General features: G+C 62.9%; 16 protein-coding genes and 1 tRNA gene. 8 read left to right on the top strand and 9 right to left on the bottom strand.

The features are described from left to right. Positions 1–16: 16 nt before the first annotated feature. Positions 17–322 carry an ETC complex I subunit gene (locus AC1DXM_RS18050; protein WP_112560867.1) on the bottom strand — a complete coding sequence of 102 codons (306 nt, stop codon included), beginning with the start codon at positions 320–322 and terminating at the stop codon, positions 17–19. A gap of 173 nt (positions 323–495) precedes the next feature. Here AC1DXM_RS18050 and AC1DXM_RS18055 point away from each other — a divergent pair, with 173 nt between their 5' ends. The 4 genes from AC1DXM_RS18055 to AC1DXM_RS18070 all read left to right on the top strand — a co-directional run bounded on the left by AC1DXM_RS18055 (position 496) and on the right by AC1DXM_RS18070 (position 2,756). Then, a complete protein-coding gene (locus tag AC1DXM_RS18055) occupies positions 496–1,680 on the top strand; it encodes a flavin-containing monooxygenase (protein ID WP_477235040.1) in 1,185 nt (394 codons plus the stop codon). Between the two features lie 51 nt (positions 1,681–1,731). Next, a tRNA-Pro gene (locus AC1DXM_RS18060) sits at positions 1,732–1,808 on the top strand. A gap of 164 nt (positions 1,809–1,972) precedes the next feature. Next, positions 1,973–2,281, top strand: a complete 309-nt coding sequence (locus tag AC1DXM_RS18065; RefSeq protein WP_477234802.1) for a hypothetical protein — start codon at positions 1,973–1,975, stop codon at positions 2,279–2,281. Between the two features lie 214 nt (positions 2,282–2,495). Further along, positions 2,496–2,756: a hypothetical protein gene (locus AC1DXM_RS18070; protein ID WP_477234804.1), complete on the top strand. Its 261-nt coding sequence runs from the start codon at positions 2,496–2,498 to the stop codon at positions 2,754–2,756. Positions 2,757–2,971: 215 nt separating this feature from the next. Here the strand turns inward: AC1DXM_RS18070 and hdaA are convergent, their stop codons facing one another. The 4 genes from hdaA to AC1DXM_RS18090 form a co-directional block, all read right to left on the bottom strand. After that, positions 2,972–3,676: a DnaA regulatory inactivator HdaA gene (gene hdaA, locus AC1DXM_RS18075; protein ID WP_477234806.1), complete on the bottom strand. Its 705-nt coding sequence runs from the start codon at positions 3,674–3,676 to the stop codon at positions 2,972–2,974. Between the two features lies 1 nt (position 3,677). Continuing rightward, complete coding sequence (locus tag AC1DXM_RS18080; RefSeq protein WP_477234808.1) at positions 3,678–4,871, bottom strand: AI-2E family transporter; 1,194 nt, start codon at positions 4,869–4,871, stop codon at positions 3,678–3,680. Further along, on the bottom strand, positions 4,843–5,400 hold the full coding sequence (locus tag AC1DXM_RS18085) for a CDP-alcohol phosphatidyltransferase family protein (RefSeq protein ID WP_477234810.1): 558 nt from the start codon (positions 5,398–5,400) through the stop codon (positions 4,843–4,845). Before AC1DXM_RS18085 ends, AC1DXM_RS18080 begins: the two co-directional genes overlap by 29 nt. 231 nt (positions 5,401–5,631) lie before the next feature. Continuing rightward, positions 5,632–6,621 (bottom strand): methyltransferase, encoded by a 990-nt coding sequence (locus tag AC1DXM_RS18090; RefSeq protein WP_477234812.1) that lies wholly within the window; start codon positions 6,619–6,621, stop codon positions 5,632–5,634. 287 nt (positions 6,622–6,908) lie between these two features. On the opposite strand from AC1DXM_RS18090, the gene purM reads away from it, so the two are divergent. The 4 genes from purM to AC1DXM_RS18110 are packed head-to-tail and all read left to right on the top strand — an operon-like array spanning position 6,909 to position 9,568. After that, on the top strand, positions 6,909–7,973 hold the full coding sequence (gene purM, locus AC1DXM_RS18095; protein ID WP_477234814.1) for a phosphoribosylformylglycinamidine cyclo-ligase: 1,065 nt from the start codon (positions 6,909–6,911) through the stop codon (positions 7,971–7,973). Continuing rightward, entirely contained in the window at positions 7,970–8,677 is a 708-nt protein-coding gene (purN, locus tag AC1DXM_RS18100; protein ID WP_192248541.1) for a phosphoribosylglycinamide formyltransferase, read from the top strand. The genes purM and purN overlap by 4 nt, the downstream gene beginning before the upstream one ends. Before the next feature lie 33 nt (positions 8,678–8,710). Beyond that, positions 8,711–9,043: a hypothetical protein gene (locus tag AC1DXM_RS18105; RefSeq protein ID WP_477234817.1), complete on the top strand. Its 333-nt coding sequence runs from the start codon at positions 8,711–8,713 to the stop codon at positions 9,041–9,043. A gap of 9 nt (positions 9,044–9,052) precedes the next feature. After that, positions 9,053–9,568, top strand: a complete 516-nt coding sequence (locus tag AC1DXM_RS18110; protein WP_477234819.1) for a SixA phosphatase family protein — start codon at positions 9,053–9,055, stop codon at positions 9,566–9,568. 52 nt (positions 9,569–9,620) lie between these two features. On the opposite strand, the gene AC1DXM_RS18115 is transcribed toward AC1DXM_RS18110, so the two are convergent. The 4 genes from AC1DXM_RS18115 to AC1DXM_RS18130 form a co-directional block, all read right to left on the bottom strand. Next, complete coding sequence (locus tag AC1DXM_RS18115) at positions 9,621–9,866, bottom strand: DUF680 domain-containing protein (RefSeq protein ID WP_477234820.1); 246 nt, start codon at positions 9,864–9,866, stop codon at positions 9,621–9,623. Positions 9,867–10,244: 378 nt separating this feature from the next. Next, positions 10,245–10,487 carry a DUF680 domain-containing protein gene (locus tag AC1DXM_RS18120; RefSeq protein ID WP_477234822.1) on the bottom strand — a complete coding sequence of 81 codons (243 nt, stop codon included), beginning with the start codon at positions 10,485–10,487 and terminating at the stop codon, positions 10,245–10,247. Between the two features lie 321 nt (positions 10,488–10,808). After that, positions 10,809–11,591, bottom strand: a complete 783-nt coding sequence (dapB, locus tag AC1DXM_RS18125) for a 4-hydroxy-tetrahydrodipicolinate reductase (protein WP_477234824.1) — start codon at positions 11,589–11,591, stop codon at positions 10,809–10,811. 63 nt (positions 11,592–11,654) lie between these two features. Further along, the gene (locus tag AC1DXM_RS18130) at positions 11,655–12,458 is read right to left on the bottom strand and encodes an agmatinase family protein (protein ID WP_477234826.1); all 804 of its coding nucleotides are present in this window, start codon (positions 12,456–12,458) and stop codon (positions 11,655–11,657) included. Between the last annotated feature and the right edge of the window lie 24 nt (positions 12,459–12,482).

Genomic DNA, 12,482 nt, shown 5'->3' on the forward strand with positions numbered 1-12,482 from the left:
TGCCCGGCGATGCCGGTCAATGCGTCCAGGGTATCCTGCGGTCATAGCGGAAATTTTCCGCATAGGAAATCTGCCGGCGCTTGGTCTCCTTCGGCTCCTCAACGCGGAAGGTCAGCCCCTGCTTTTCGGCGTAAGCCACCGCCTCTTCCCTGGTGTCGAAGGTGAGTCGGATCTGGCTCAGCATGTCGCCCGATGTGGTGTAGCCCATCAGCGGGTCGATCTTCTTACGCTGGGCGGGATCGAATTCCAGCACCCAATGGCCGGTCTTGGCCTTGCCGGACTGCATCGCGGTTTTGGCTGGGCTGAAAATACGCGCGGACATGGGCACCTCGTGGCTGCGTTGGCGGTAGCGCCGCCTTATTTCAGTCAATACTGTGCAACACTGCCGACGGCAAGGCCGAAGCCGCTTGCAACCGCGCCGCTTCGGAAGCGACATAGGCCAGATACACTGGCGTGGCATCAAAAGTCATGGTCATGATGGCGACATATAGAGGCATGGACGCAGGGATTTTGCACGCCGAGGCCGGCCAGCGAGCGATTTTCAACGGCGCGATCGTCATCGGCGCCGGCGGGGCCGGGCTGACCGCAGCCCATGCGCTGCTCAAGGCCGGCGTACAAGTGATGGTGTTGGAAAAGGAAGCCCGGCTGGCCGAGCCATGGCACCGGCGCCACCCACAGCTTCACCTCAACACGCATCGCGATCTCTCGGCACTTCCGGGCGTCGCGTTTCCTGCCGGCACCCCTGCCTTTCCGCACCGAAGCGCCGTCATCCGCCATCTCAACGAATTCCGCGCCATGCACCGGCTGCCGGTCGAGTTCGGCGTCTCGGTCGGTGAGATCGCCTTCGACGGTGACCACTGGCTTGTGCAGACAAGCGCCGGGCCGCGACTGGCGCGCCATGTCATAATCGCCACCGGGCGCGACCGGCAGCCCTTCATTCCGGCCTGGAAAGGTATGAAGGCCTTTGCCGGGCGCGTCATCCATTCGGCCGAGTTCGGCGACGCCAATGACTATGCGGGCCGAAAGATACTGGTCGTCGGCGCCGGCAATTCCGGTTTCGACGCGCTCAACCATCTGGCGCGGGTGGATACGGCGCAGATCTGGCTATCAGCGCGAAACGGCCCGGCGCTGCTGCCCAAGCGCATCGGCCAGATCGCCGTCCACCGCTTTTCGCCGATTCTGGCGCGGCTGCCGTTCAAGCTTGCCGATGCGGTGATGGCAGCGACGCAGCGGCTGGTCTTCGGTGACCTCGCCGCCTTCGGTCTGCCACCGACGCCCTCGGGCGGGGCAAGCCGGCTGGCGTCGGATTATACCGCCATCGCCGCCGATGACGGCGCCGTCGACGCCATCAAGGATGGCAGGATCATCGTCGTGCCGACGGTGCGGGAATTCACCCGCGACACGGTCATTTTCGACAATGGCGTGACGATCCAGCCCGATATCGTCATCGCCGCGACCGGCTACCGCACCGGGCTCGAGGCCATGTTGGGCAAGCTCGGCGTACTCGACGAAAAGGGCGTGCCGCTGTTCAACGGCGCCGACAGCGACCCGAAACTGCCGGGCCTGTGGTTCACCGGCATGCGGCCGAGCATCCGCGGCTGCTTCGCCAACGCCCGCATCCAGGCCAAGGCGATCGCTGCCAGAATTGCGCGGGAGCGCAAACCGCCGAGTCCGGTTTGACGTTTTAGGGGTTGCGCGGCAGGGCCCGTAACCTTATACGCCGCAGGGCCTCGGAGTGTAGCGCAGCCTGGTAGCGCATCTGGTTTGGGACCAGAGGGTCGGGAGTTCGAATCTCTCCACTCCGACCATTTTTCTCCCCTGCAAAGTTTGCCTGTCGCCAACGGTGGCCTCGCCGCCGGCGCATGGCGGTGCGCGTTCGCACCCCGCAGGCCTGCATCGGTTACCCTGCAATTTGCATTGGAACGCGAAGCTCTCCCGCGAGTTGAGTATTATTCGACCCAGGAGAGATATAATGAAAACCCTGATAATCGCTTCCATGATAGCTTTTGCCGGAACGGCAGTTTTGATTGCACCGGCGCAAGCCGCCAGCGTGATCATCCAGTCCGACGACGGCGATCAATATTCACCCGACAATGATCAAATACAAATTCTCCGTTATCACGAACGCCAAAGAGTCTACGACGACGATGAATATAGCGACAATCAGGGCAATGACGGTCAATGGCGCCGCCACCACCGTCATCACCGCTGCCATATCGAGCTGGTCAAGCACTGGCGCCATCACCACAGGGTCATCGAGCAGGTCAGGGTCTGCGGTTGATCCGATCGCTTTAGACATGCCCCGGCCGGGTTAGTCGGCCGGGCGCCACCTGAGCCTACGTGCCCGTGGCGGCGATAAGCGCCGCAACCACGTCAGCCAGGCAGGTGGTTCCTTTGATCGTCTCTCGCCATTGCCCGGGAAAGCCTTAGCGCGGATAAGCCCTCGCTTCCATCGCTGCCGTCGGTCTAGACTTTGGCAAAAGGGGAGATTCCGGATGCTTGGTCTTGAAGCATGGCTGTCGCTGATAGGCCCTGCCTACTTTGCTTATATCGGCATCGCGATTCCGTTCGTGGTCGTTTGGGCCATTATCTGTGCTGCCCTGTGGATTTGGAACAACCGGCCTAGCAAGAGGCAGCGTTCTCCCCGGTCGTGGCCAGCCAGCCTGACCTTCTTTGTCGTCGTTGCCGCCTGCTACATGGCAGCGCACTCAGCGGTCTACCTGCTGGTTCGGTATTTGGCCCCGTTGTGGGCGTGACAGGAGCGCGCGCCCTTTTAAGGGCCACTCTGGCGACCATTCTGCTTGAAGGTAAGCTCGCCGGGCGAGAACCCCAATCATCACTCCCGGCGAGCCTACAACCCGATCAGGAACGCGATCAGGACCGGGGTCAGCCGGCAGGCGTAGTGCTGCAAGATGGATGCCAGAGGTTTTTCTCGAAATGGGACAGGAGCGGAGTCTTCTCCTTCCACTGCCTAGATTTCGAACTCCCCCTGACCTTCATCCATCGCACTGACGATCTCGGCGGCGAGTGCCCTTGTAATCGGCGTCTTGCGTTCGAGCGCGGTGCGATCCAGCCGTTCGACCACCCGCATGGCGGTGGCCAGCGAGCGCTCGATGCGGCGCACGAGATATTGCACAACATGCTGTTCGACCTCGACCTGGCGGTCGGCGAACAGTTTGGTGATGACACCGGCCAGAAGCAGGTCATCGGGTTCGTGGATTTCGACGGTTGCCGCTGCTTTCAGCCGTGAGGCGAGATCGGGCAGCGTCACCCCCCAGGCGGCGGGGAAGCGCCGCGCCGTCAACAGCAAGGTGGAACCGGCGCCGCGCACTTCATTGATGAGATGGAACAGGCCCGCCTCGTCGATGGCTGTCTTGTCGACATCGTCGATCAGCGCAGGCCTGCCGCCGAGCCCGGCGATGGCATTGCCGATGCGCTGGGCATCGACCGCCACAGCGTTGGCCCGCGCGTGCCAGATCGACCCCAGATGTGTCTTGCCGGAACCGGCCGGGCCGGCCAGAACGATCACCGGCGATGGCCAGTCCGGCCAGCGGTCGACCAGGGCCGCCGCCTCGCGATTGGTGGCCGACACCACCAGTTCGTCGCGCGAATAGCCGGTGCCGTGGCCGAGATCGAGCGGTAGCTGGCGCGGCGGTTCGGTTCTCTGGTCGACCACGTCAGCCGCGCCGCGTCCGATGACCGCCGCCGCGATCGGCGGGCAGCGGCGGGACGGGCTCGGTTGAGTGTCCCTTGTAGAGCGGCGATTCGAGATAGCGGGCAATGGCAAAGCGCACCAGCACGGCAACCGCGGCCGAGGCCGGCACAGCAATCAGCAGGCCAACGAAGCCGAACAGGGCGCCGAAGGCAAACAGTGCGAACATCAGCCAGACCGGATGCAGGCCGACGCTCTTGCCGACCAGCCTGGGTTGCAGGATGTTGCCCTCGATGAACTGGCCGATGAAGAACACCACGGCCACGGCGACGATCATGGTCCAGTCCGGCCAGAACTGGACGAAGGCAACGCCGACAGCCAGCACCAGGCCGGTCAGCGAACCGACATAGGGAATGAAGGAGATCAGCCCGGCGAACAGGCCGATGAGGATGGCGAAATTCAACCCGGTCAGCGTCAGGCCGGTGGCGTACATGCCGCCGAGCACCAGGCACAGCGTGCCCTGGCCGCGCACGAAGCCCGCGGTCGCGGTGTTGATGTCCCTGAAGATCGCCCTGACCGTCCCGACATAATCGCGCGGCACCCAGCTGTCGACCACCGCCACCATGCGGTCCCAGTCGAGCAGCATGTAGAAGGCGACGACCGGGGTGACCACGAACAGGCTGACCACCGAAACCAGCGCCACGCCGGAACTCCAGATCGAGGTGAAGACGGTGCTCAACAGGCCGAAGCCCGAGGTGAGCAGCGAATTCAGCCCGTCGCGCAGGCCATTGGCGTTGACGCCGAATTTCTGCTCCAGCCATTTCGGGTCGAAGCTGGTGATCAGCGCCTGCAGCCGGGTCAGATATTCCGGCAGCTTGCTGGCGAAATCAGCCATCTGGGTCGCCAGCACCGGAACCAGGATGACGAAGGCCAGAACCAGCAAGACGATGAAGGTAATCAGGATGACAATCGTCGCCATCAGCCTGGACAGGCCGAGGCGCTGCAGCCGGTCGGCGACCGGGTCGAGGAAATAGGCAAGCACCATGCCGGCGACGAACGGCAGCAGGATGCCGGAGAAGATATAGAGGAACAGCGCCAGGAAGACGGCGGTTCCCAGCCAGAAGAATATCTGGCGGCGAAACGCAGTGGACGCAGCCGCGTCTGCTGCCGCTGCAGTCGCGGCACTGTTGTCAACTACCCGGGGTGGAGCCTTCGCCATAACCGCTCATATGCCTCAGCCAAGCCACGAGATAGGCCGCGGCCGAAGCCACGGTCAAGACCCCGGACAGCAATATGAGCGCGGGCCTGAGCGGGTCGAGGTGGAGGCCAAGGGCGAGTTCACCCAGCACCACGGCCGCCAGCGCGATCTGGGCGGCGGTGTTGGCCTTCGACACGTAGAGCGGCTTCATCTCGACCGGATGCGCCATGACGGTGGACAGGACGACGGCGCAGACGATCAGCCCGTCGCGCGACACCATGGTGACTACCAGCCACAGCGGCAGTTCGCCGATGAAACCCATGACCACGAACACCGAGACCAGCAACAATTTGTCGGCCATCGGGTCGAGATAGGCGCCAAGCCTGGATTGCTGGTTGAAATGGCGGGCGATGAAGCCATCGACGCCATCGGAAATGCCGGCGACGAGAAAGCCGGCAAACGCCCAGTCCCAGCGCATGTTCAGCATCGCCAGCACCACCGCCGGCACCAGCAGGAAGCGCATGATGGTGATCAGGTTGGGGATGGTCAAGGCGATGTCCCGTCGCTTTTGTTTTGCTGATACATGATGGAGAAGGAGGGGGATCGCAAGGGAGAAGCGCCACACATGGTAAGGCTTTGTGTGAACCACCCCTATGCCCTGCCGGCCATCTCGACAGGCTTCCAATCTCGCATATTCGACGTCCCTGACGTTCATGGAAAAGATGACGGTCGCTGGACAGCTAAGTACCGCGCTCTGGGCTCGCGGCGAGAACTTCTTTGATCAGACCGCGGACGCCTCGAGGATGGAAATGGGTCCTCGGGTCTGAATCACTCGTTCCAGGCGTAGTCCAGCGGCGTCGAACAAGCTTGCATATTGGACCTGCGTTCTCTCCAGGCCGCCGGTGACGGCGAGCATGACCACGTCGATACCCTTGATCTGGTTCGGTTCGTCACCTGGCGGTACGAGGGTCTCGGCCACAAGCACCTTCCCGTTCGGCAGCATCGCCTTACGGCAATTTCGCAGGATCTCCGCGGCACGCCCATCGTCCCAATCGTGAACGACCTTCTTGATGACGTAAGCATCACCGGTGGGAACGCTTTCAAAAAAATCACCGGCGACAAATTCGGTGCGCGGCAGGTCGCCTCCGGCACCCTGGCGTGCTGCCGCGACGCCTGAAGACAGATCGAAAAGCACGCCGCTCAAATGAGGGTTGCGGGCCAGGATCGCCGAGAGAAGCTGGCCATGCCCGCCGCCAACGTCGACGACACGCGTGAACGGCTTGAAGTCATAAGCTTCGGCAACGGCCTCGTTGCTGCCTTGGCTCAAGGCGACCATGGCACGCTGAAACAAGGCAGCCTGCTCCGGGTGTTCCGACAGCCAGTCAAACCTTGGGCTCCCGAACACCTTGTCGAAGGCCGGCTTTCCGGTGCGGACAGAATGCAGGAGTTGCTCGAAGGCAAGATAGGCCTCGCTGTTGATCATGCGGACGAAGTCACCGGGACCCGGCCGATCGGAGCGCAGCACGGCACCAACCTCCGTCAACTCGAAATGACGGGGCAGTATTTCCCGAAAGACCCCTTCAGGCGCGAGAAGTCGCATTACACGATAAAGCGCGTCAGCGTCCGACTGGGTGGCAGCCGCTAGTTCATCCACCGACCGCTCGCTGGCAGCCAGCAGATCGGGGATACCGAGTTCGATAATGACGCGCAGCGCCTGCGACACGGCGAATCCGAATCCCAGCCTCATGATCTGTTGCGACGGATTGAGCATGGCTTTTCCCCGAATGCCTGATGCGTGGCAACAGATCACCAACAACAGCTAGGTACAAGGACGCAAAAGGGGGTGAAGGCGAAGATGGAGACGAGGGGTTTTGTCTCCAATAAAAAGCGAGGACAGACGGATTTTGCACAAGGGGCGCTACCGCCGCCGAAAAACCCACTGCCCACGCTTTTATCGGGGGGCAAAACCCCGCCATTCCGCCGTCATCCTTGCGAGGCGCGGCCGTTCATGCGAAGAGCCCGCAAACGAGTGGAAACAGCGATGAGCAAGCGCCGGACATGAGCAAGCGCAAGAACGGGCTCACCTATGCCGAGGCTGGCGTCGATATCGATGCCGGCAATCTGATGGTGGAGAAGATCAAGCCGCTGGTGCGCGCGACGCGCCGGCCGGGCGCCGATGGCGAGATCGGCGGCTTTGGCGGCCTGTTCGACCTCAAGGCCGCAGGTTTCACGGACCCGGTGCTGGTTGCCGCCAATGACGGCGTCGGCACCAAGCTCAAGATCGCCATCGACGCCGGCAAGCATGACACGATCGGCATCGACCTCGTCGCCATGTGCGTCAACGACATTGTCGTACAAGGGGCGGAGCCGCTGTTCTTCCTCGACTATTTCGCCACCGGCAAGCTCGACCCCGACCAGGGGGCAGCGATCGTCGGCGGTATCGCAATAGGCTGCCGGCAGGCCGGTTGCGCGCTGATCGGCGGCGAGACGGCTGAAATGCCGGGCATGTATCACGACAAGGACTATGACCTTGCCGGTTTCGCTGTGGGAGCGGCTGAACGCGGCCAGCTCTTGCCCACCGACGACATTGTCGAGGGCGATGTGCTGCTCGGCCTTTCCTCATCCGGCCTGCATTCCAACGGCTTTTCGCTGGTGCGCCGCATCGTTGGTGTCAGCGGCCTTGCCTGGAGCGATCCGGCGCCGTTCAACGACGAGGCGACGCTGGCCGAAGCGCTGCTGGAGCCGACCCGCATCTATGTGAAGTCGATCCTGAAGGCGATCCGCAACACGCACGGCATCAAAGCGCTCGCCCACATCACCGGCGGCGGCTTCCCCGAAAACATCCCACGCGTGCTGCCGAAGGATTTCTCCGCCGAGCTCGACCTCAATGCCATCGATGTGCCGCCGGTCTTTTCCTGGCTGGCGAAAACCGGCGGCGTGGCGCCGGAAGAGATGATGCGCACCTTCAATTGCGGCATCGGCATGATCCTCGTCGTCGCCTCCGGCCAGGCAGCGCAGGTCGCCGCCGTGCTGCAGGAGGCCGGCGAGACGGTGACGCCGATCGGCCGCATCGTGCCGCGCCGCGACGCCGGCGTCATCTATCGGGGCTCGATCGGCCTATGAGCAGGAAACGCACGGTTGTCTTGATCTCGGGACGCGGCTCCAACATGACGGCGCTGATCGCGGCGGCGAGCGATCCGGCCTATCCGGCCGAGATCGTCGGCGTCATTTCCGACCGGGTGAACGCCGCCGGTCTCGGCATCGCAGCCGCGCGCGGCATCCCGACCAAGGTCATCGTGCGCTCCGACCATGCCAGCAAGGAAGCCCATGATGCGGCGATCGACGCCGCACTGGTTGCGTTCAACGCCGAGATCGTGGCGCTGGCCGGCTATTTGCGCATCCTTTCCCGTGGCCTGGTCGAGAAGTGGCAGGGGCGCATGCTCAACATACACCCTGCCCTGCTACCGGCCTTCAAGGGGCTCGACACGCATGCACGCGCGCTGCGGGCCGGCATGCGCATCCATGGCTGCACGGTGCATTTCGTCACGCCCGAGATGGATGACGGCCCGATCATAGCGCAAGCCGCGGTGCCGGTGATGGTCGGCGACAATGAGGACACGCTGGCCGCGCGCGTGCTGAAGGCCGAACACCGGCTCTATGCGCTGGCGCTCGGCCTCGTCGCCGACGGCAAGGCGCGCATGGAAGGCGGCCGCACGGTGCTGGCGCATTTCGCCGACGACGCCGACAACGCCACCTCCGTGGTGATGGCGCCCGACCCGCTGCGCGAGGAACGTGACCTCGAGCATCTGGCGCGGATCACGCCGTAGAAATTTCAGGACACAGGTCAGGACCTGAGGCCCTTGGATATCTTTGATAGTGCTATCCGAAGGAAAGGCGATCTCGCCGGTGTCTTCGAATATGAGGAAACCGATGGGCTGCCAAACGCTACAGCGTATTTTTATCTGTACGAAGTGAACGGCCAGGCCGCTGGGCCGATCATTGGCGCGATTCATATTCGATCAGGCGCTTGGGCGATGACTGAACCGGATATTGCCATCAAATGGGACAAAGATGAGAAGCGCGTCGGCCTGTTCATCTTCGGCACTTTGTCGGCAGCTTTCGATGTCGCTACGGGCGCCAAATATGGTGGCGGATATGGCAAAGATTTCCAGCTCAACATTCCCTGGTTCTGAGATGAACCGATGAAACAGATGCTCCTGCTGCGCCATGCCAAGTCGAGCTGGGACGATCCGGCGCTTGCTGATTTCGACCGGCCGCTTGCCCCGCGCGGGCTGAAGGCTGCGCCACGGATGGGGCGCGAACTGGCCAAGCGCGACTGGCTGCCCAATCTGGCGCTGGTGTCACCGGCGCTGCGCACGCGGGAGACATGGCGGCTGGTCTCGGCCGAACTGCCGGAGAGAGTGCCGGTGGAGTTTGCCGAGGGGCTCTTCGAGGCCACGGCTGGCGATATTCTGGCCGAGGTGCAACAGGCAATGGCGTCGGCTGGCTGCGTCCTGGTGCTTGGCCATAATCCCGGCCTGGAGGATTTGGCACGCCGGCTTGCCGGTCCGCGATCGGATGCCGCAGCTCTGAGGAAGCTTGAAGAAAAATTCCCCACCGGCGCCCTTGCACGCTTTGTCGTCGACGATGACTGGGCAGACCTCGCCTTCGGCACAGCCCGGCTAACGCATTGCATCAGGCCGAAGGATTTGGGCTGATGCTGTCCAAATCTAAAGCGGCGGACCACGCCTGCCGCTTTTGGTGCAAAGATCAATTGCCCCAGATGCCCTGGCCAGGATCCGGCGAGGCTTTCGATCGTGCCGATCCCGTTGTCGTCGTATCGACGTTAGCCGCAGGCTTGGCCATCCTGTGCCTGCGGATCGAGGCGGTGAAGCCGCGGTCGACGCCGGCGGTCGGCTGGTTAGCGTTGTCGGCGCCATAGTGATCGCTGCCGGCAGAGGCGCTGCCCATGGCAGAGACGAGCATCGCGGCCGCGACGAATGCAATCCTGGTCATTTCAGTATTCCTTGTCTGTCGTTTCACTGCGCGGGCGCCTTGGGAGGATGGTCCCGCTGTCGACAAGACCCGCCACCGCCCGGTTTTATTCCCGGGCAAAACGGATTCCTCGCGGTCAGTGCCGGTCACGGCTGCGCAAAAAAGCGGCGGCCAAGACCGCCGCTCGTTGGTTTCGGAGAGCCCGCTCAGCGGTTGCCGAAACGGTGCCGGTCTAACGAAGATCACCAACTTGACCTAGAAAGATGATGTGCAAACAAGAAGATAGGGTAGCTTGCTGCCGAATTGATTCAGACCTCGCGGAACCCAAGCCGGCTGCACAAAAAACAAGAGCGGCGGGCCAAGCCCACCGCTCTTTGTGGTCGTAAATCTCTCTGGAAATTAACGACCCCAGATGCCCTGGCCGGATTGCGGCTGGTTCGAGTCCGGCTTGATCGTGAAGCCGCCGAAGGTAGCCGGCTTCCCGATCGAGGCCGTATAGCTGTGGTCTATGTTGCCGGCCGGAGCGGTCGACGCGGTCACAGCAGGCTGGTTGACGCCGTCAGAGCCGTAATGGTCGCTGCTTGCGAAAGCGGTGCCGGTGGCAACGAGGAGGGCAGCAGCGGTAAGAGCGATCTTGGTCATTTTAAGTACTCCAGATATCTGGTCCTGTCCGTCTAGTGGCGTGCCTTGGGAGGAATTCGCGTCGCTCGGACCACCCCGAGATGGGTCTGTCTTGCTGCCATTTCCAATCACTAAAATGTGTGAACCGAACCGTTCAGTTCGATCTTGAAATCCCCCGAATGACGTGGCGGTTGCAATTTTCTATCGTGATATCAAATAGTTAAGTTATAGCACTTGCTATATGGCGCGACCAATCGCTGAGCCGGCGTTCATCGATCACGATACAGTGCATCGATGGCGGGAAAACAGCGACAACCGCAGCCTTGCAAGGGATTGACAAGGTCAGCGGCCTGCCCTTTTGTCGAACCCCAGAACGTCGCGCATGTCGTATTCGCCGGGCGGACGTTCCACCAGCCAAAGTGCCGCTACAATGGCGCCCCGCGCGAACATCGAGCGGTCAGCGGCCGAATGCGAGAGCGTGAGGGTCTCGCCTTCGCTGAGGAAGCTCACGGTATGATCGCCGACAATGCCGCCGCCGCGCAGCACGGCAAAGCCGATCTCACCGGCAGGGCGAGGACCGGTGACGCCGTCGCGAGCGCGTCTCGCCACATCGTCGAGGCCGACGCCGCGCGCCCTCGCGGCCGCTTCGCCAAGCATCAGCGCCGTGCCAGACGGCGCGTCGACCTTCAGACGGTGATGCGCCTCCAGGATCTCGATGTCGGCGTCGGGGCCAAGCGCCTGCGCCGCCTGCTCGACCAACCCCGCCAGCATGTTGAGGCCGAGCGAGTAGCTGCCCGAGCGCACGATCGCGATATACTTCGCCGCCTCGGCAATGGCGGCAAGTTCAGAGGCATTGAATCCGGTCGAGCCGATGACCAGTGCCGGGCCGCCGCGGGCCGCGCAGGCCTTTGCCAGTTCGACGGAGGCCGCCGGCGTGGTGAAGTCGATGACGACATCGGCAATCGCCAGCGCCTCGTCGCGTTCGACCAGGCCCTCGCCGGCGCTGCCCGGTCTGTGAAAGCGGGCGACGAGCGCCAGCCTGGGATCGGCCTCGACGGCCAGTGCCATCTGCCTGCCCATACGGCCGAGCGCGCCGGCTATGGCTATCTTCAATGGATGCGGCATGGCGGCTTTCGTTGGAAATGCGAGTCCGAACAATCGTCTACCATGCCGCCTTGCCAGATTGATTCAGGCGGCGCCATGCGTCTTCAGCATCATGCCGGCGATCTCTTTGACCAGCTTGGCGGCGACAAGCGCTGTCAGGTTGGAGACATCCTGATTCGCATTGTATTCGACAACATCGGCACCAATGATCGGTTGGTCGATCCGCTGGATCAGGCCGATCACTTGCCGGGTTGTAAGACCACCGGGTTCGCGATGCGACACACCGGGCGCACAGGCCGGATCGAGGCCATCTAGATCGACCGAGAGGTAAACCGGCGTCTTGAGGTCGAGCCGCAGATCCTCGCTGAAATGGCGCGCCTCGATCACCTCGACGCCGAAGAGTGTGAGCTGGTCACGAAGCTCGTCGTTGAGCGTGCGCAAGCCGATCTGGATCAGCCGGTCGGCCAGCCCCTCCTCCAGGATGCGAGCGAAGGACGAGGTGTGCGAGCGTTTGTTGCCCTGATAGGCATCGTAGATGTCGGGATGGGCGTCGATCTGGACGATCGTCAGGCTGGGGTGGCGGCGGCGCACGACGCGCAGCAACGGCCATGCGATCGCGTGGTCGCCGCCGAGGCTGATCAGCGGATGGCCGGCGTCCAGCGCGCGCCCGACCTCGGCCTCGATCCGCTCCCACGGATCGCCAACGCCGGAAAAGTCGATGTCGCCACGGTCGAGAAAACTGTCCGCCACATCGAAGCCGGTTTCGCTCCACGAGGAGTGCGCGTCGCTTTTGAGCTCGCGCCGGATCAGAGCCGGCGCTGCCGCAGCACCCTTGAGGTAGGACGAGTTCTCGTCATGCGGTATTCCCAGAAGCGAAACCCTGGCCATTGGCGTACGATCTCCGGCAACAGG

This window comes from Mesorhizobium sp. P3_A2 (genome assembly GCF_056403115.1).